The 21,054-nt window shown below is 40.6% G+C and carries 9 protein-coding genes; 7 read left to right on the top strand and 2 right to left on the bottom strand.

The window, feature by feature from the left end:
* Positions 1–47: 47 nt before the first annotated feature.
* A complete protein-coding gene (locus BACPLE_RS08745) occupies positions 48–1,865 on the bottom strand; it encodes a DUF3945 domain-containing protein (protein WP_007560992.1) in 1,818 nt (605 codons plus the stop codon).
* Positions 1,866–2,613: 748 nt separating this feature from the next.
* Here BACPLE_RS08745 and BACPLE_RS08735 point away from each other — a divergent pair.
* The 3 genes from BACPLE_RS08735 (at position 2,614) to BACPLE_RS08725 (ending at position 10,869) form a co-directional block, all read left to right on the top strand.
* Positions 2,614–5,925 carry a glycoside hydrolase family 2 TIM barrel-domain containing protein gene (locus tag BACPLE_RS08735; RefSeq protein WP_117652419.1) on the top strand — a complete coding sequence of 1,104 codons (3,312 nt, stop codon included), beginning with the start codon at positions 2,614–2,616 and terminating at the stop codon, positions 5,923–5,925.
* A gap of 238 nt (positions 5,926–6,163) precedes the next feature.
* Complete coding sequence (locus BACPLE_RS08730; protein ID WP_081458114.1) at positions 6,164–9,226, top strand: SusC/RagA family TonB-linked outer membrane protein; 3,063 nt, start codon at positions 6,164–6,166, stop codon at positions 9,224–9,226.
* A gap of 11 nt (positions 9,227–9,237) precedes the next feature.
* The gene (locus BACPLE_RS08725) at positions 9,238–10,869 is read left to right on the top strand and encodes a RagB/SusD family nutrient uptake outer membrane protein (protein ID WP_007560982.1); all 1,632 of its coding nucleotides are present in this window, start codon (positions 9,238–9,240) and stop codon (positions 10,867–10,869) included.
* A 103-nt stretch (positions 10,870–10,972) separates the two neighbouring features.
* On the opposite strand, the gene BACPLE_RS08720 is transcribed toward BACPLE_RS08725, so the two are convergent.
* The gene (locus BACPLE_RS08720; protein WP_007560980.1) at positions 10,973–11,875 is read right to left on the bottom strand and encodes a family 16 glycosylhydrolase; all 903 of its coding nucleotides are present in this window, start codon (positions 11,873–11,875) and stop codon (positions 10,973–10,975) included.
* Between the two features lie 295 nt (positions 11,876–12,170).
* Here BACPLE_RS08720 and BACPLE_RS08715 point away from each other — a divergent pair, with 295 nt between their 5' ends.
* The 4 genes from BACPLE_RS08715 to BACPLE_RS08700 all read left to right on the top strand — a co-directional run bounded on the left by BACPLE_RS08715 (position 12,171) and on the right by BACPLE_RS08700 (position 20,985).
* Complete coding sequence (locus BACPLE_RS08715) at positions 12,171–13,964, top strand: alpha-L-fucosidase (RefSeq protein ID WP_007560978.1); 1,794 nt, start codon at positions 12,171–12,173, stop codon at positions 13,962–13,964.
* Complete coding sequence (locus BACPLE_RS08710; protein WP_007560976.1) at positions 13,942–15,552, top strand: sulfatase family protein; 1,611 nt, start codon at positions 13,942–13,944, stop codon at positions 15,550–15,552. The genes BACPLE_RS08715 and BACPLE_RS08710 overlap by 23 nt, the downstream gene beginning before the upstream one ends.
* 24 nt (positions 15,553–15,576) lie before the next feature.
* Complete coding sequence (locus BACPLE_RS08705) at positions 15,577–16,749, top strand: iron-containing alcohol dehydrogenase (RefSeq protein ID WP_007560974.1); 1,173 nt, start codon at positions 15,577–15,579, stop codon at positions 16,747–16,749.
* 264 nt (positions 16,750–17,013) lie between these two features.
* Positions 17,014–20,985 carry a hybrid sensor histidine kinase/response regulator transcription factor gene (locus tag BACPLE_RS08700; protein ID WP_007560972.1) on the top strand — a complete coding sequence of 1,324 codons (3,972 nt, stop codon included), beginning with the start codon at positions 17,014–17,016 and terminating at the stop codon, positions 20,983–20,985.
* Positions 20,986–21,054 lie beyond the last annotated feature (69 nt).

Here is a 21,054-nt window from a genome sequence, read left to right as displayed (position 1 = left end):
TCCTTTTTTAGTAATTGATGATTTGAATGATTTGAATCCCGTTCAGGTCAGACAGCCTGTTTTGCTCCCTTCTTCTGTTCCTGCTGCTGGGTATTGTCAGTCTGTGAAGCACGCTGTGAAGTATTGCGGCGCACATCCGGATTTTCCTGGAAATATTGCAGCTGTCCGGTGTTTGCGTTTACTTTCAGATAGGAATCGAACGGTTTGCCGTTGGGACCTTTCATACCCGTTACGAGGATAGCCTTTCCGTCCTGAAGATTAGCTCTTTCCTGTGCCGAAAGCAGGTGTCCGTAAACCTCAGCCGGGATGGCTGGTGCCTGTCGTTCGTTGAAACCGTCCGGAGTTCTGGAATACTGTGGTCTTCCGCTTGCCAGGTCCAGCTTGACGAATGACGAGAATTCCTCACCTTTACGGTTGATCATGTTCTCAAGATAGATGGGCTGCCCTTTGCGTAACGCTTCCTTGTCCTCCGGTGTGAGCTGTACCGAACAGATTTCCTTTGGTATGTAGATTTCTCCCGTTTCCGGATTGTGGCGCGTATATTGGAGCCCGCCTGTAACCTTGTCCATGGTAACAAAGGAAGAAAACAGTTCGCCGTTCTTTCGTTTCATATCCTCTACAAGGATGGTGTGTCCTTCGTTCAACGCTTTGAGCTGCATGGGGGAAAGCGGCACACCGCCGAGTGTCTGCTGGTTGAAGGCCTGGTCTTTCGGGAAGATAAATTCGATGCCTCTTCTTTCCGCACTATATTGCAGATTGGCATTAAACTCTTTACCTTGATTGGACTTCATTCCCTCTACGAATATCTGTTCTCCGTTTTTCAGTTTCTGGATTTCGTCCGGAGTCAAGGTTATCCCTTTGATTTCATTCGGGATATAGACATGCTCCTGCCGTACGGCTACCAGTTCGTTGGTATTCTTGTCAATGGAAATCAGACACGGCTCTGTCGTGTTGCCACGCAGGTTAAGGTCAGCCACGCGTCCCATGTTTCCACTTTCACGCAGGTTTTTCTTGTCCTCTTCCGTGAAGATATGTCCGAAATAAGGACGGTCCAGTTCAGGTTCCTTTCTGATACCGTGGATGCCCAGCATGACCTGCCCGCCGTTGGATATGAACGAAAGGCGTGCATCAAGTTTTGCGGTCAGTACCCCAGGAATGTTGAGTGTCAGCGGCATGGTTCTGTTGGTCTTGTATCCTTTCAACATGCTGTCAAGCTGTCCGGACTGCTCCAGCATTTCTTTGGATATGCCGAACTTACCCAGTTCCTCCCAATTAATCATGTTCTCGTTGTAGCGGTACGTGGGTGTCTGCTGACCTTGTGGTTCCTGCTGTTCGCGCCCCTGTGCGGCAGCTTCCACCTGTGATACCTGTTCAGGCTGAGCCTGTGTTGTCTGTTCCTGTTTCTTTGCCATTGTTGTTTCCTCCTCTTTTGTTTGACTGTTTTTCTGATTGTTTGCCTTCGGTACGATTTCATAGCGTTTCAGAAATTCCTTTACCGCGTCTGTCTTCTTGCCTTCGGCCAGGTCCTTGAGAGCCTGTTTGTTCTGCTTGTAATCGTTGAAGGTCATGCGGATAAGCCTGAAATGCGTAGGCTCCTTCAGCTGGCTCCAGAAGTTCTTGATGAAGTTTTCGAGAATACTCGAATTCTTGTCGAATTTCAAAAATGAGTTCTCGTTCTTCTCTTCCGGTGTAACCGTCTGATAATTGCCTTTCTCGTCCATCTTACTGATTACTCTCAAACCCTCCTTTGGGTCATTCTTGTTATGTACCAGCAGAAGTTCGTCAATTTGTTCCACATAAGGCTTTTCCGGTTTCTTAGTCCGGCCTTGCCTTTTTTCCTTGTCAGGACTGTTTTCTTGTGCCATAATCTTTTGTTTTGAGTGACTACTTGATTTGTTTCACAGTCCAAATGTAAAGTGATAAATTGAGTAAACAATTGATTTACAAATAGATGACATTAGATGTCATCAGGTGTCATCAAATGTCATACGAAGAATAGGAAAGAATGTAGAAACAGTAGAAAAAGAATGAAAAGAAGTAGGAAGAGTTGGAATAAAAGCATAGCAAAGCCACAGGACTATGCAGATCGGAGGGAGCTGAAATCCCTGTCTTATTTCGGGATTTGATAAACAGACTATGTTTTGTTATTTGGGAAAGTGGGTTTTCACAGTATTTGTGAGGCTATATATAGAATATAAGGATAGCCGCCTTTGATTCACGACTATGCGTCACGTCGGTCGCAGTTAATCCCTGTAATCTTTTCTTTAATGCCAATCCGTTTGCCGCCGCATTCTTTTTCAGGTGAATTTTCATGGCGATAGCCATAAAGAAAATTCTCCTGAAAAAAGAAATAAATGCGGCTGGCAAAGCTGGATTGGGATTTATCTTTGATGTAAGGGATAGGATGAGAATATATAAAAATTGTTTGAAAAGGCTTGTGACTTGGGAATATATAATATTTTCATATAGAGTGCTACATAGCATAGTATTCCGGACGATGTTCTGTAAAGTCTAAGCTCATATTTAAAAATACCACTCTATATAGATAGAAATACCCCCTATTCATTGTTCGTTATACTTATATATTTGCATAGAAACTTAAAATGCGAATTTATGAACTTGAACTTAAAATCTATTTTTTCATTTTCTGTGTTATTTTTCTTTATGCAATCTCTGTCTGCATCGGACAATGGTGCCAATCAGTGGAGAAACAATCAGAATGTATGGCAGGACCAGACCATAAACGGAATTAACCGTTTACCTTCCCGCAGTACTACTTATTCTTTCCGGAGAGTGGATTGGGCTTTGGATGGAGACAGAGAGAAATCGGAGTATATGTCGTTGAACGGCCAATGGAAGTTTAACTTTTCCGAGGATATGGCATTGGCTCCCGCCGGTTTTTATAAAGTGGAGTACAATTCATCATCATGGAAAACTATTCCTGTTCCTTCATGTTGGGAGATGCAGGGATATGGCTATCCTATATATACAAATACTATTTATCCTTTCCCTGATCGTCCGCCATATATTGACAGGAATAATCAGACGGGGTGTTATATCAAGGAGTTTGTTGTTCCTGACAAGTGGAAGAACGACAGGATTATACTCCATTTCGGAGGCGTCTATTCGGGATTTAATGTATGGATAAACGGACAGAAGGTGGGATATTCCGAAGACAGTTGTCTGCCTACTGAATTTGATATTACCGAATACGTTAAGAAGGGGGAGAATAAACTGGCGGTGCAAGTGTATAAGTGGACCGACGGAAGTTATATGGAAGATGCCGACCACTGGCGAATGGCTGGTATCCATCGTGAAGTATATATCATGTCCATTCCGCAGGTGGCAATATATGATTATGGAGTAAGGACACGCATCGATTTCCGGAAGAATATTGCACGGTTACAGATCCGTCCGGAAATAACAAATCAGAATATGGATGATTTGAAGGGATGGAATCTGTCAGCCCAATTATATGATGCCGATGGGAAACCGGTGTTTGGAAAAGATATTACCGTTACTGCCGATTATGTGGTGAACGAACCTTATCCTCAGCGCGATAATGTTTATTACGGAATGATGGAGGGAATCGTTTCCAAGCCGGAGTTATGGAATTCTGAACACCCTTATCTATATACTCTGGTTCTAAAGCTCACAGACAATAAGGGCAATGTGGTGGATGCGAGAAGTAGTAAGGTAGGCTTCAGGGATATTAAAATAAAAGGCAATCAGATTCTGGTGAATGACACTCCTATTAAACTCATTGGCGTAAACCGCCATGACCATAGCGAGACAGGAGGAAAGACTGTCACCCGCGAGGAGATGCTCGAAGACGTTCTGCTTATGAAACGTTATAACTTCAATACAGTCCGCACATCGCATTATCCTAACGACCCTTATTTCTATGAACTGTGCGATAAGTATGGTATATACGTAATGGATGAGGCTAATCTTGAAACTCATCATCAAAGGGGGTATCTGTCCAATAGGCCTGAGTGGGCTAACTCGTTCATGGAGAGAGTGGTAAGAATGGCTGTGAGAGACAGGAACCATCCTTCTGTGTTTATGTGGTCGTTGGGCAACGAGTCTGGATGCGGCCCTAATCATGCAGCTCTGTCAGGATGGCTGAAAGATTATGACCCAACCCGTCCTGTTCATTACGAGGGGGCGCAAGGACAGCCGGAAAATCCTTTATACAAACCTATCGGACGTAAGGAAGCGTCAATCGTTACTAGTGAGATAGATTTTAATGTGAACGAAGATGTCAAACCGGCAAAGAAAGAGCTTTGTGTGTATGCCAATCCCGATGATCCTTTATACGTCGATGTCATTAGCCGTATGTATCCTATGGTCGATGAGCTTATAGCAATGACTAAGAATCCGGTCATGAACCGTCCGATAATAATGTGTGAATATGCACATTCTATGGGAAACTCTACCGGCGGGCTGAAAGAATACTGGGATGCAATACGTTCTCATGATGCGCTTGCCGGCGGATATATTTGGGACTGGATAGACCAGGGATTGCTGGATAATGAACGGAAATATAATAAGAAATCATGGAATTATGGTGGTGACTATGAGAAAGGGGAGCACAACGACCAAAACTTCTGTATAAATGGTGTTATCAGTGCCGACCGCTCCATTAAACCTGCTACTGAGGAATGCAAGTACGTGTTTGCTCCTGTATCATTTACAACTGATAATGTCTATAGTGGAGAGATAACTGTAAAAAACAGAAACTTCTTCCTTTCAACAGATGAGTATCGTTATTTTTGGCAATTGAAGGACGAAGACAGTGTATTGCAGGAAGGTGAGATTATTGTGCCGACAACACCAGCTGGTGAGAGCTGTAAACTAAAACTTCCTATTCAGAATTTCAAGGCCGATGACGGTGCGGAATATTGGTTATGCCTGAGTGCCAGGCTCAAGAATGACAATCTGTATGCCAAAGCTGGATACGAGGTTGCCTGGGAACAGTTTAAGTATCTTTCTTTACCAAAGATAGTAGAATGCGTTGATACTACATTGGATATGGAAATCGATTCAGATAACAAGAAAGACATCAGCGTGAAGGGAAAGAACTTTTATCTGAATATCAGTGATGGTTATATCAGTCAGTATAAGATAGATAATGAAAGTATCATCACATCTGCTCTGAAACCAAACTTCTGGAGAGCGTCAACAGACAATGACTGGCGAGGATGGAAGGTCGATAGACTGTTTGCATTCTGGAAAGATGCTCCATTAAAGCTAAAGACAGTTTCTATAGATGTACGCAAATCGGAAGGCAATCTTGAGGTTAAGGTGCTAAAGGCTATAGATGAAAGACTGAGACTTACCTTGAATTATAAAGTAAAAGCAGACGGAACAATAGGCGTTCATTATTCAATGATGAAGTCTCCTGAAATATCAGAAATGTTGCGCGTAGGATTGCAATGCGAATGTACCAATCGTTTGTCGGATGTGACATATTATGGACGTGGCCCATGGGAAAACTATTCCGACAGAAAAGCCTCTGCAATGGTGTCTATATATAACTGCAAGGTGTCCGCTCTGGGATTTGACTATGTAATGCCGCAGGAAAACGGAAACCGTTGTGACGTGAGATGGTTTGCCTTGCAGTCGGATAAGGCAGGTGTGATGATTGTCGGCGATGAACCCCTATCTGTTTCAGTGTGGGAGATGTCGCAGAATGCGATTGATAAGGCTAAACATATAAATGAACTTGAAAAGGACTTGTATTCTAATACTCTTAATATCGACCTGGTTCAGGCTGGAGTGGGCGGAACAGATAGCTGGAGTCTGAAAGCCCGTCCTTCAATAGACAAGCGTCTTCTGAAGGGAAGCTATTCATACGGATTTACTTTTGTTCCACTGGGCAGGGATGCAAATCTTAAGGAAATGGGCAGAAAAATATATTGATTAACAGGCGATTGTTAGTGATAAAATGGCTGTTGGAGTCTGGGAATGGATTCTAACAGCCATTTTTCCTTAAAATATTTAGTTAATCTATTTCCCCCCCCCCCTATTTAAATGAAATTTTCCCCCTTTGGTTATATTACATAGTATATATATTTGCAAGTGTCAGTAAGTAGCGCGCAACTGATAGAACAAAACTTTTTATTTTAAGAAAAACACTAATTACAAAAAACTCTAGATTATGAACAGAACACTATCATTAATGTGTATGCTGATTCTTATAATGTTCAGCTTACCATTAAAAGCACAGAACGGGAGAGTTTCTGGTTGTATAACAGATTCCGATGGCTTACCTGTGATAGGTGCAAGCATTTTAGTTAAGGGTACAACAAACGGTATTATTTCGGATTTGGACGGAATTTATGTTTTGGAAAATGTACCAATGGAATCGACATTGATTTATAGCTTCGTAGGATATGATACACAGAATATTGTGTATAAAGGTCAGTCTACAATAGACGTTCAATTAAAAACCTCCGCCATTGCACTCGATGAAGTTGTAGCAATAGGATATGAGGTTAAGAAAAAAAGTGTTGTTACAGGTGCCATCAGCAGCATCGATTCCGATGATTTATTGCAATCCAAGCCTGCAAATGCCGTAAATGCATTGAGCGGTAGGGTTAGTGGTGTGAACGTTGTGACAAATTCAGGTCAGCCGGGATCAGCGCCCAAGCTGGTAATTCGTGGTGTCGGTACAAATGGAAACTCTAATCCTCTTTTTGTAATTGACGGACTGCCTATGGACGACATGAACAGTGTAAATCCCAACGACATTGAAAGCATGGAAGTCTTGAAGGATGCAACTTCAGCTGCTATTTATGGTGCCAGAGCCGCTAATGGTGTAGTCCTTATAACCACAAAGAAAGGAAAGAAAGGAAAGACATCGCTTGCTTATGATGGTTACTATGGTTTCTCTACAGTAGCAAAGAAACCAACCATGCTGAATGATGAACAGTACATTATGCTGATGAAAGAGTTTGCCGACAATGATGATATGCCGCTTGCCGGTGGTGTACCTACTGCTCCAACAGGTTATAATACAGACTGGTTTAATGAAATATTGAATACAGCTCCTGTTACTGAGCATAACATTACTGCTAACTTTGGCAGTGATAAGGGTTCAAGCTTGCTTTCATTGAATTATCTAGACCAGAATGGTATTATCGGTGAAGATGCGTCATTTTACAAACGATTCAGCACAAGGCTGAACAGTTCCTATTCTATAAATGATTTCTTAAGTGTAGGTGCAAACGTCAACTATGCATATATAGAGAATAGTGGAGTGGCAACCGGTATCAATGGTTATAATCCGATATCATACGCCTATAATATTGATCCTACTACTCCGGTTTATGATGAGAATAGCAACGATACTTTCGGATATGGAGTCTCTCCTGTACCTTATAGCCGTATGTGGAACCCTATTGCATTTATGGATGAGGCACCTAAGAATAAAAATATTACCCAGCAATTTTTTGGTAATGTTTATGCTGAGATCACTTTTATTAAAGACCTTGTTTTCCGCACAGATTTTGGTATTAATCATCGGAATTTCCGTGGAAGAATGTTTGCACCAAAGTTTTTTCATTCTGCAGAATGTAAAGAAGATAATTCTAGGGTAGAACAAAGTACAAATGCTAATAGTAGTTGGCAGTGGGAGAATACATTGCGATATAAAAAATCTTTTGGTGAACATTCTACATCTGTCCTGTTAGGTACTTCTGCATCAAGAGATGTTTATGAGTTTATGACCGGAACACGAAATAAATATCCAAATGAAGCAATGACCAATGAGAATTACTGGTATCTTAATGCTGGTGATGTTATGACATCAGCTAATAGTGGCGGTGCTAATCCTAGACATAGTATGTTCTCATATTTTGCTCGTCTAAGCTATAATTATGCTGAAAAATATATGGCGGAAGTTGTGGTCAGACGCGATGGGTCTTCAAATTTCGGTCCCAATAACAGATATGCTACTTTCCCGGGCGTTTCATTAGGTTGGAATGTTTCAAATGAGAAATTCTGGAAAATTAAGAACTTTGATGTCTTCAAACTTAGATTCTCTTGGGGACAGAACGGAAATGAGCGAATTTCTCCATTCTCCTATACTTCTATTATTGGCAATAATTATAATTACACGTTTGGTAATGCCATCACTGTGGGATCTGCTCCTAATAACCTTGTTAATCCAGACGTGAAATGGGAAACTTCTGAACAATTTAATGTTGGTGCCGATATGACATTCTATAATGGTATGATTAGAGCAAGTTTCGACTGGTTTAAAAAAAGTACTAAGGATTTGTTGTTCCAGCCAACAGTTGAAGCCATTAGAGGTAATAATGCAGCTTTTAGAAACCTTGGTAATATAACAAACCAGGGTGTGGAAATGCAGATGACATTTAATAAAAATTGGAACGAAATCAACTTCTCTATTTCCGCAAATGCCTCATATCTTAAAAATGAGGTTGTAAAGATAGGAAATGCAAATGGATATACTGATGGTGGTAGCTGGAGAACATCTGTTAATGTAACGCGTATGGAGGAAGGTCATGCTATGGGTTATTTCCGCCTTTATAAGAACTTAGGAATATTCCAAAATGAAGAGCAGATACAGAACTATAAATCAAAAGACGGTAAAGTGATACAACCTGATGCCGTTCCGGGTGACTTTATATGGCAAGATACAAATAACGATGGGCAGATTACAGATGAAGATAGAACCGATTGTGGCAATCCTTGGCCAAAATGGACATTCGGTTTGAATTTAGGTGCCGACTGGAGAGGTATTGATATGACAATCTTCTTAACAGGAAAAGCTGGATATAAAGTCTTCTCTGATATTTACCGACAGGAAGCATACGGACGCAGCAACCTTCCATCATTCTATCTTGACAGATGGCGGAAAGAAGGTGATGATAATGGAGTGCCTCGTCTTTCATCCAAAGATCCTAATGGAAACTTTGGCAAACCATCCGATTTTTATCTTTATGATGGTTCGCATTTAAAGATTTCTTCACTTGAGGTAGGCTATTCATTCCCAACTAAATTAATAAACAAGTTGATGCTGAATAAAGCAAGAATTTATGCAGCAATTGATAATCTTGCCACTTTCACCAGCTATCCGTTTATGGATCCTGAAGTAGGAAATATGGCAGGTGGCAATATTCTTAGCACAGGTATTGACTATGGTACTTACCCTCAGGCCCGTACATTCAGATTTGGTTTAAGTCTTAATTTCTAAAATTGAAAATTATGAAGTCGAAAATACATAATAATATTCTTGTCCTCATGTTTGCTGCTATTGCATCATCATCTTGCAGCGACAGTTTCCTGGATACAGCTCCTATAATGTCCGAAACAGAAAGTTCTTTTTATAGGACCGATGAACAGATGTTCAAAGCGCTTACTGCTTGTTATGATCCGTTAGCTCACATAGGTGGTGCTTCGGGTAATGCACTTGCTTCCATTGTACCTATGGGTGAAATCCGTTCGGATAATGCTCGTACTGGTGGTGGCTCTGATCAGGATCAGCCTTACATGCAGGCTATAGAGGATTATTCAAATACGAGTGTCAATTCTATTTCCGATAATTTGTGGAAAACTCGTTACCGTGGTATATATAGATGTAATCTTGTAATAAATTCAGAGTATGACAGTCCGGAAGCTAAAGTTTATAAAGCTGAAGCTAAGTTCTTACGTGCTTGGTATCATTTTGAATTGTTGAGATATTATGGTCCATGCTTTATCAGTCTTGAGACTCTTTATCCTGAAGGATTCAAGTTTACGAGAGATACTCGCGAAAATGTAAATAAAGCAATAGAGAAAGATCTTCTTGAAGCTATCCCTTCTCTAAAGGATAATTTCCCGGACACAATGAAAGGACGTATTACCAAGACTGCGGCTCAAGCCCTGTTGGCCAAGGTCTATCTTTATTGGGCTGACTGGAGCAACGATGATGCTAAGATTTTTGACAAAGCGAAACCTTTATTGGAGGATGTAATTTCAAGTGGTAATTATACTCTGACGGATGATTATTCTAAATTGTTTGCGGCTCATCAGGAGAATAACGAGGAATCTATATTTGAAATACAGACCTCTACCAAATCTGGTAATACAAACTGGGGTAATATTGATGCAGGCGAAGGTGCTATGTGGGTGACTTTCTGCGGACCGAGACAGTTGAAAAATAGTCCTGATTATGATAATGGATATGGCTTTTGTCTGCCTACTAAGGAATTGTATGATTATTTCCTTCCGGATGACCATGTGCGTCGTGATGCGGCGATATTTACTTACGATGAACTTGTAACCAAACCTAATGCCAATATTCAGGATGAATCAAAAAAAGTTGTTTGGGAGACAGGCTCTTACGGGCCTGATTTCCAGGGATATGCCCAGAAGAAATATCCTCCTTTCAAAAATTACGATATGATAGGAAACCCCAATCTAAACAAGCCTGGAAACGTAAGGGTCATCAGATATGGTGAAGTGTATCTGATGCTTGCCGAAGCATATCTCAGAGGTACTAATCCTGATGAAGCAAAAGCGAAGTATTACATAAATGAACTCAGAAAGAAGCATGTTCATGCAGACGACGGAAGTTATATTGATGTTGACAAGCTAATGCAGATGTATCCTGACAGATTTAAAAGCGTAATTGATGTTCTATGGTATGAGCGTCGTTGTGAACTGGCATGCGAGGGTGACAGATGGTTTGACCTCGTCCGCTCAGGACGTGCCGAGGAGGTCATGATGCCTATTCTTAGAAGAGATTATGGTATCTCTGCATGGAGCAAGAAGTTCAATTATCTTCCTATCGGCTCTATTGAAATAAGCAATTCGGGAAACTCGCTTACAGAGTATCCGGATGAAGTAAATGAGTGATAGGGCAGATTAAAATCTTTATCTTCTTGTTAAAAAGGCAGACTTTATCATCAGCATACTGATAATGAAGACTGCCTTTTATAATTTCAGATTATGTTATTTCTTATTTCTTGTACCACACCCTTACATAATCTATCAGATATTCAGAATCCATATTGTTGTCGTCCGGCAAGGCTCCGAACCATTTGTTCGATTCGTTGTTAAGATTGATGCGTAATGGCTGGTGCCAGTACTTGTTCTCTATTTCTCTGTACAGTACTCCGTCTATATATAGTCGGATATATTCCTTGCTCCAGTCAAGTCCCCATACGTGAAAGTCTTTCTGCAATTCGAATGGTATATAGTATTTGGCAGGGAAGTTGATATGTTTCTTTATATCACCCTTATCTGCTGGAGCTTTAAATACATGCACGTTCGAGTTCAGGTCATGTCTGTTGGCAGGATTGCCGGGGCAGTTCTCGCAAATGTCTATTTCAGTCCACCAGTTTCTTTCATTGTTCGACATCCAGAAACCGAAAACCCATGGCGAGTCGTTTGGTCTCAGTCTTGCTTCGAAATATCCGTAAAGGAAAAGTTCTTTGCTTACCAGGAAACCGGCAGTGTGAGTATATCCTTCGGGCAGTGATCCTGCTTCCGGCTTGTAAGTTCTCATCACGCAACAGCCGTCTTCAAATGTAGTATTCTCCTTTGCAAAGAAAGTAGGTTGTCTTCCTTTCCATTTAGGGTTGTTCGGGAACCATCTTTCCTCATTCAGCTTCTTTCCTTTGAACTCGTCAGAGGCCTTTTTGTTTAGAACCCATCCGCCTTCGTTCTTCTGGTCGGAAAGAGGGTACTTGTTGTTAAGTCTTTTCGGAGCATTGCTGAAATCAATGCTGTCCTTGTAGAACTTTTTCGGAATTGTAAGTTCTGTGGTTTCATTACCTGTTTTTGTACTGACTTGAGCATTTAGGTCTGCTACAGTTGTACACGATACTGCTGCGAGTAAGTAAATCAAATAGTTTTTCATAAATTTGTTTTTACAGTTTGTTATATTGGCAAATTTACTCTATATATATTTTATTCTTAGGGTGAAATTGTTGTGTAATAATAGGCTAAACCTTTTTTGTTGAAATATATATTTACTTGTAATTCGATATTGGCAGTTTATTATCATATATGAGAGGGGGTAAATTTGTTCAATAATAGGTGGTAAATATTTTACCCCTTACTATAGTAATTAAATTATTTATTGTAAATGGAACTCAAGTGTATCTTTGCTTACAGAAAAAATTAATGTCATTATTTAATGTAATAAGATTATTATGAATAAGAAATCCATGAAAACGGTTTTAGGAGTTGCGGCATTAAGCCTGTTGGCGTCGTGCAATTCTACATACGCTCCTAATGTAGATTCTACTGTATCTTTAAAAGGTACTGATGTGTTCAAGGCCGATTCGGCATCGATTGCTCAAAATTACACTATTCCTGAATGGTTTAAGGATGCCAAGTTCGGTATCTTTATCCACTGGGGAGTTTATTCCGTTCCTGCATACGGCAGTGAATGGTATTCCCGCTGGATGTACAAGGAAGGTCATCCTATTAATAAGTATCACGTACAGACTTACGGTCCTTTGACCAAATTCGGATATAAGGATTTCATCCCTATGTTCAAAGCCGAAAATTTCAATGCCGACGAGTGGCTGGCAGTGGTAAAATCATCTGGAGCACAATACATTGTTCCGGTGGCCGAGCATCACGACGGATTTGCCATGTACAGCAGTACTTTCAATAAGTGGAATGCTGTGGATATGGGACCGAAAAGGGATATAATCGGCGAATTGAAGGAAGCTACCAAGAAAGCCGGTCTGCGTTTCGGACTTTCTTCTCACAGATGCGAGAATGCATGGTTCTATGAATATGGAATGGAAACTCCTTCTGATGTTCAGGACACTACAATCACTCTGTATGGCGAAAGACTGCATGAGCCCGAAGGTCAGGGTATGACACCTTATTGTGGTAAGTATGAAGGCTCGAACGAACGTTCACGCCGTCAGTTCCTTATGCATACATACGAGCTTATCGACAAATATCAGCCTGAATTGATATGGTTCGACTGGACTGTGGGAAAATATCCGTTCCAGCCTACTTTCTATAAATTCATGGCTTATTATTACAATTCGGCTCTTGATTGGAATAAAGAAGTTGTGGTTAACACTAAATTCGGATATGGCGACAATATCCAGGTGTTCGATATAGAAAGAGGTAAGAGCGACAGAATCCGTGAATATCCATGGCAGACTGATACTTCTGTAGGCAAGAAATCGTGGAGCTATTGTGTGGGCGAGGAAAACAAGAGTCCTGACCATATCATCGACGACTTTGTTGATATTGTCAGCAAGAACGGTAACTTATTGCTGAATATAGGTCCTAAGGCCGACGGTACTATTACAGACGAACAGAAGAACGTACTTGCCGAGATAGGTAAATGGTTGAAGACTAACGGTGAGGCTATTTATGGCTCACGACCATGGGTGATTGCTTCCGAAGGACATAACGCAGGCACCGCAGGTTATATGACAGACAATACAAAAACTGAATATACAGCGGACGACATTCGCTTTACTACATGCGACAATAACCTCTATGCCGTGTCTCTGGCTTGGACAGATGGTAGTGTTACTATCAAGTCATTGGCTACTAAGTATTGCCGGAACGTAGAAATTGAGTCGGTTGAAATGCTTGGAAGCTCAGAGAAGATTGACTATAAGATGACTGACGAGGGTCTTGTAGTAAACTTCCCTAAGAACAAACCTACTGAATATGCACATGTGTTCAAGATTAAGCTTAAAGGGGTGGTGGTTTCCAAACCGCTATACGATAAGGTTGATAACGGATGCCTTATCACTGTACGTGTGGCAAACCATAATGCAGAGGATGCAAATGTCACTCTTAAAAGTGTAGTCGACGGTAATGAGGTTTCAACTCAGGTAGCTGTCAAGGCTAAATCAGAACAATGGGTTAAAATGCAGAATAAGGACGTAAAATCATTCGATGATATGTCTTGCAAGTTCTATTTCAATGATAATCTGACTTATGAAAACGAATTTAAAAAATAATATAATGAAGGGAATGGCTGTTATGCCATTCCTGTCTGTATGTGTTGGTGTCGCAGCACAGCAGAAACAGATGAATGTCATCTACATCATGTCGGACGACCATACTTCGCAGGCTATCGGCGCATACGGAAGTCGTCTTGCAGTACTGAACCCTACTCCTACAATTGATGAACTGGCAAGGGACGGTATGCTCTTCGAGAACTGTTTCTGTACAAACTCCATCAGTACCCCAAGCCGTGCATGTATCATGACCGGACAGTATTCCCATCGTAACAAGGTGCTCACTTTGGATGAAGTGCTTCAGCCGGACCAGGAATATCTGGTTGATGAGTTCCATAATATGGGATATCAGACTGCCATGATCGGTAAATGGCATTTGGGATGCGAACCGTCGCACTTCGACTATTATTCTGTATTCAACGGTCATGGCGGACAGGGCGAATACTTCGACCCTACTTTCCTTACAAGTGACGTAACTGACAAGAAATGGCCTAATAACCAGATAAAGAAAATGGGTTACTCCTCGGATATCGTGACCAACCTTGCTATTGACTGGTTGAAGAACAGACGCGACAAGTCCAAACCTTTCTTCATGATGCATCATTACAAGGCACCGCACGATATGTTCGAGTACGCACCGCGCTATGAATATTATCTTGACGATGTGGAAGTGCCTGTTCCATTGTCATTGTTCGATACAGACAAATGGGGCTCCGAAGGCACAAGAGGCAAGAACGATTCACTTCGTCACTTCATCGGAACTTCTGTCTCAAGCCGTCATGAAATCCGCAATTATGTAATGGAATATAAGTGCAATACAGGTGATGAAATGGAGAATACATACCTTGCCTACCAGCATTACCTGAAATCGTATCTGCGTTGCGTAAAGGGTGTGGATGACAACCTGAAACGTCTTTTCGACTATCTCAAGAAGGAAGGACTCTGGGAAAATACCATTATCGTATATACAGGCGACCAGGGTATGATGCTTGGCGAACACGACCTGCAGGACAAGAGATGGATGTATGAAGAATCTCAGAGAATGCCTTTCATAGTCCGCGACCCGAGATGTCCTTACAAGGGAGCCAAGTCGGACCTGATGATTAACAACATTGATTTTGCTCCAACTCTTATAGAGATGGTCGGTGGCAAAGAACCTTCATACATGGATGGAAAGAGCTTTGCCTCTGTGTTCGAAGGCAAAAAGCCAGAAAACTGGAAGGATGCTGTTTACTACAGATACTGGATGCACATGATTCATCACGACGTTCCGGCACACATAGGTATCCGCACGGAAAACTATAAGCTGATACTTTTCTATGGCCGTCATTACGACGACAAACGTTACGGACAGAAATCAATGTCATGGTTGAAGAACAGCCACAAGATTGTTCCTACTCTGGTTTCTTTCGAACTCTACGATGTGAAGAACGACCCTTACGAAATGGTAAACCTGGCTGATAATCCTAAATACGCCAAAGTTCTTAAGGACATGAAAAAGAAACTGCGTGAGTTGAGAAAACAGGTGGGCGATACAGATGAGGCTTATCCTGAACTCAAGAAAGTGATTGATAAGGCTTTAAGATAGTAAGTTGACTGACTGATAATATTTATGGACAATAATTTTGTTTTTGGTTATAATATTCCGACGAAGATTCTCTTCGGATGTGGCGAACTTAAACGTCTTTCAACAGAGACATTGCCCGGCAAAAAGGCTTTGATAGTCATTTCATCCGGAACATCAATGCGTAAATATGGTTATCTGGATAAGGTGATTGGTCTGCTGAAAGAAAATAATGTTGATGCCGTGGTGTACGACAAGATATTGCCTAACCCAATAAAAGACCATGTAATGGAAGGTGCGGCAATCTGTCGTGAGGAAAATTGCGATATGATTATAGGTTTGGGAGGCGGAAGTTCGATAGATACAGCCAAATCCATTGCAATCATGGCATGTAATGATGGCGATTATTGGGAATATGTTGAAGGAGGTATCGGCAAGGGGCTTCCTTACAGCAAAGCATTGCCCATCATAGCCATTCCTACAACAGCCGGAACCGGAACCGAGGCTGACCCATGGACTGTCATAACCAATCTGGAAACAAACGAAAAGATAGGTATCGGCTCCACTTTAACTTTCCCATGTCTGTCGATAATCGACCCGGAACTGATGGTTTCAGTTCCGCCACATCTGACTGCCTATCAGGGATTCGACGCATTCTTTCATGCAGCCGAAGGCTATATTGCCAATTGTGCAACCCCAATAAGTGATATTTTCGCTCTTGAGGCCATCAGACTGCTGTATAAATATTTACCTGTTGCGGTGAAGGATGGAAATAACCTGAAAGCGAGGGCAAAGGTGGCTTGGGCAAGTACGCTGGCGGGAATGGTTGAATCCACATCCAGTTGTACTTCCGAACATTCTCTCGAGCACGCTCTCAGCGCATACTATCCCGCTCTTCCTCATGGTGCTGGCCTGATAGCTATAAGCGAGGCCTATTTCTCTACTTTTATTTATGACAGGACAAAGAGATATATGCGCATGGCAGATGTTATGACCGGACGCAAGAACCTTAATCCCGAACATTTTATAGATGCTTTGGTGAGAATGCAGAAGGAATGCAATGTCCGCGATTTGAAGCTTAGCGACTGGGGAATAGTAAAGGAAGATTTCCCTAAGATGATTGATAATGCGCGAACTGCCATGGGTGCATTGTTCAGTCTGGACCCTCATGAACTGTCGGATACCGAAATACTCGACATATATATAAAGTCATACAGATAAGTCTTTTTAAGAACAATCCCAATACAGTCTGTTACTGTAATTTCTTTCGGGCATCGTATCTATTATTGAGTGTAATGGTACGATGCTTTTTTGTTTTATACTATGAAATGAAGTTAAAGATTTATTTTTTTCTTGATTGATTTTGATACGCATTCTAAAGTGGAAAATATCTATAATTATCTATTAACTACTGTAAATACTTGATGTTTTAGATAAAATCAATAACTTTGTAATCTTGATGAAATATAAAGAATACATAGTTATATGTTTAGATTAATCTTAAGTTTAATATCAGTTCTGATTATAGTTTGCAAATCCTTTGCATCCAATGAGTTTGTCACAAGAAAGTACACTACTCTTGATGGACTTTCCCAAAATGATGTGCAATGTATTTATCAAGACTCTAAAGGCTTTATATGGTTGGCCACGAACGACGGACTGAACAGGTTTGACGGATATGAATTTAAGGTTTACGGATATCAGTCAAACGGTTTTAACAGTAATCTGATAGTATGTATTGACGAAGATTCACATGGAAATCTGTGGATAGGTACAGCCGATAGAGGAGTGTTCCTGTTCAATTCTGTAAAGAACGAATTCGTTTCATTAAATCTTGGTCACAGCGGTATTGATAAAAATTTCACTTGCGATAAGATTCTTGTCGACTCTAAAGACAGAGTCTGGTTTCATTCCTCTGATGAGAGTATATACCTTGTAAATTATGATTTTCAAAATGGCAAAATAAATACTGTCTTAAGATCAACATTAAAATTACCATACATTTCCGACATCATAGAAATAGATAATACGATAATGCTCTCCTCCGAAGACGGCCTGTACGAATGTAACGTCGATGGAGATGAATTACTGCTTAACAAACTATTGGGATGCCCTATAGCTTCAGCCATAGTCATCTCATCTTCTCAAATATTGTACTCAAATCTGGAAAATCATCAATTATGTTTATACGACAAGCATACCTGCAAGGTAAGTACCCTGTTGGAAAACTGCGATATACGAAAAATGGTATATAAAAACAAAAGATTATTTTATGCCACTACAAGCACTGTGAATGTGTTGACTTTTGATGTATTGCATGCCATCGAGTCAAAACCACAGGTTATTGCTACATATTCTTACAGCTATCCGCAAACTGTAGTTCTTGATAAAAACGATATTCTTTGGATAGGATTTTTCAAGAGTGGCTTTATGAGTATACGCGAAAATAATAAACCTATAGATTTATTCAGAGGAATAGGAAATGACCATATATCGTCCGTTTATACATTTGCCAAATCCGATATATATTTAGGTACAGAAGGCTCAGGGCTATATCATTTTAATTCCATTACCGGTAATGCCAGACTTATTCCTTTCACGGCAAACAGGATAGTATACTCAACAGCATACTCAAACTACACCGACTGCATGTATGTGTCTCTGATGTACGATGGTATTTACAGTTTCACTTCTGATAATGATTATAAAAAGATCTCAGGCTTGAGAAATGTGCGCGCAATGCTTGCCGATGGAAAATATTTGTGGATTGGCACATATAATAAAGGTCTTTTTAGATATGATTTGTCCACAGGTGTGATGAAGGAAATCAAAACATCTGACAATAAAGAACTTAAGATAGTAAGAAACATCGTTAAAGATCATAAGGGTAATATATGGGTAGCTTCCAGCTTCGGTCTTAAAGTATTGGAATCTGCAGATTTGTATATAGATAATCCTGTTTTGAACTCAGTCAAGGGACTTGATGAACTCGACTATATAGTGCCTGTATGTGAAGACTTGAATCATAATATCTGGTATGGAACACTTGGACGCGGGTTAAGGAAAATCGTGGATTTGGATGAAAACCATAATGCCTGCGTTGAAAATTTTAGCTCTGCAGACGGGTTGAGCAGCAATACAATAAAATCAATTGTTAATGGCACGGATGGAACATTATGGATTTCTACCAATAAAGGAATTAATTCGTTGAATATCAACACACAGAGAATAAGATCTTATGATATTTTCGATGGTCTTCAGGATTATGAATTTATGGAACTTTCTGCTGGAGTAATGACGAATGGAACAATGATATTCGGTGGCGTAAACGGAATTAACGTCTTCAGACCTGACGACTTTGATGTGATAGATTTCAACGGTAGTCCTACACTCGTTGATTTTAAAATCTTCAATCACAGCGTTGAGGCAGATTCCACATATTCAGCTTATTTCGACAAAAGTGTAAGTTTTACAGAGCACATTGAATTGCCTTATAATTTAAACACTTTCTCATTCCAGTTCAGCTCCCTGGATTACAGAAGTCCTTATAAGGTTGGTTACGAATATATGCTCGAAGGCGTAGATGATTCATGGATTTCCACCTCCGCTTTTCATCGTGAGGCTTTCTACACAAAGCTTCCTTCAGGCGAATATATGTTCAGACTGAGGGTCAGGAATAGCGATGGAGTCTACAGTTTGAATGAACTTTCCATACCTGTCATTATTAACCCTCCTTTCTGGCGTACATGGTATGCCTATACACTCTATTTTATATTGCTTGTCTTGTCTTTATACCGGTTCAAGGTGTATTATACCTCACGGGTGCAGCGCAGAAATGCTCTATATATAGCAAACATGGAAAAACGCAAGACTGAAGAACTTCTTGAAAAGGAGACTACATTTTTTACCAACATATCGCATGAATTGAGGACACCACTCACACTTATTCATTCTCCACTTAGTATGATTATTGAATCGGGCAAGTATTCGTCCGACAAGTATCTTGCCGGCATGCTGCAGACAATGGAGCATAACAGTAAGTTCCTGTTAAGTCTTGTCAACCAGCTGATGAACTTCTCAAAGAGCGAGAAAGGAATGCTTAGTCTGAATCTCAAATATGGCAACTTCTCGTCTTTCTCAAAAGAAGTATTTCAGCAGTTCACGTATTGGGCAAAACAGAAAGGTGTAGGGCTGGAATATTCTGTCTCACGCAGTGATATAAGCTTTCTGTTCGACCCTCATCTTATGGAACAGATAATCTATAATCTCGTATCGAATGCCATTAAGCATACTCCTGCCGGAGGATTTGTATCGTTTACTGTCAATGAACAGGATAACAAAATAAACATCTCTGTGGCAGACTCGGGAAACGGAATATCCGACAACCTGAAAACACACCTCTTCGAGCGTTTCTACAGTCAGAATAAAAACTCTGCTGAAGGAGGTACCGGTATAGGTCTGTTTCTGACCAAGCGGCTTGTAGAGATACATAATGGAAATATTACGTTTGTATCAGAGGAAGGTAAAGGCACTGTTTTCCATGTTGTAATTCCTATGATAACTGAGGGGGACATGGTTACGGAGAATATCTCTGCCAACAGTGGGGAGGATGAAAAGTTTGCTGATGTGTTAAGAAGTGAATCGTGCGAGCATGAAGAGATGATAGACATAGAAGTGGACGGAGAATCTCCGGCTATATTGATTGTTGATGACAATAAGGATATATGTAATATGTTGTCATTACTGTTGTCGGATAAGTATAAGATAATGATAGCCCATGATGGGGAGATGGCATGGAACATGATTCCAGATTTGCAACCGGATCTTGTTTTATCCGATATAATGATGCCGGGCATGAATGGTCTGGAACTGTGTGAGAGAATCAAGCAGGATGTAAGGACATCTCATATTCCTGTAGTATTGCTTTCAGCCAAGACTACATTGCAGGATTATTTCATCGGATATAAATTCCATGCAGATGCTTATTGCTCTAAACCTTTCGACAACAAGATAATGAAAGAGCTGCTTAATTCCATTATAACCAACAGGAAGCGGATTCTTCAACACAAGAAAGTTCCGGCAATAAAGATTTCCGAGGTAAGCACTACATCTACCGACGATAAGTTCCTTGAGAAACTTGTAAAGATAATAGAGGACAACATTACAGACTCTTCGTTCCAGATAGAGGATATATGTAAAGGTCTTGGCGTGACGGCCTTGGTTCTGAACAAGAAGCTGAAAGCACTTATGGGAGTAACAGCCAATGCTTTTGTACGTTCAATAAGAATGAAGAGAGCGGCAGAACTGTTGAAGACAGGACGGTATTCTGTATCAGAGGTGACATACGATGTAGGGTTCAATGATTTGAAGTATTTCAGAGAATGTTTCAAGAAAGAATTCGGTGTATTGCCGCAACAGTACAAAGAACAGAGTATACAGACCGATTTGGATTCTTAATATAAGTGGGGGTAAAATTTTACCCTCTTTTTAAATATATAATTCTCCCCTTTTGTACCATTATAAATA

The organism is Phocaeicola plebeius DSM 17135, assembly GCF_000187895.1.
Taxonomy (GTDB): Bacteria; Bacteroidota; Bacteroidia; order Bacteroidales; family Bacteroidaceae; genus Phocaeicola; species Phocaeicola plebeius.
This window is presented reverse-complemented; position numbering and strand designations above follow the sequence as displayed.

Excerpts from the sequence above, each read along its gene's own strand:
- BACPLE_RS08715 (WP_007560978.1), top strand. The coding sequence starts at position 12,171 with ATGAATAAGAAATCCATGAAAACGGTTTTAGGAGTTGCGGCATTAAGC.
- BACPLE_RS08735 (WP_117652419.1), top strand. The coding sequence starts at position 2,614 with ATGAACTTGAACTTAAAATCTATTTTTTCATTTTCTGTGTTATTTTTC.
- BACPLE_RS08720 (WP_007560980.1), bottom strand. The coding sequence starts at position 11,875 with ATGAAAAACTATTTGATTTACTTACTCGCAGCAGTATCGTGTACAACT.
- BACPLE_RS08710 (WP_007560976.1), top strand. The coding sequence starts at position 13,942 with ATGAAAACGAATTTAAAAAATAATATAATGAAGGGAATGGCTGTTATG.
- BACPLE_RS08745 (WP_007560992.1), bottom strand. The coding sequence starts at position 1,865 with ATGGCACAAGAAAACAGTCCTGACAAGGAAAAAAGGCAAGGCCGGACT.
- BACPLE_RS08705 (WP_007560974.1), top strand. The coding sequence starts at position 15,577 with ATGGACAATAATTTTGTTTTTGGTTATAATATTCCGACGAAGATTCTC.
- BACPLE_RS08725 (WP_007560982.1), top strand. The coding sequence starts at position 9,238 with ATGAAGTCGAAAATACATAATAATATTCTTGTCCTCATGTTTGCTGCT.
- BACPLE_RS08730 (WP_081458114.1), top strand. The coding sequence starts at position 6,164 with ATGAACAGAACACTATCATTAATGTGTATGCTGATTCTTATAATGTTC.
- BACPLE_RS08700 (WP_007560972.1), top strand. The coding sequence starts at position 17,014 with ATGTTTAGATTAATCTTAAGTTTAATATCAGTTCTGATTATAGTTTGC.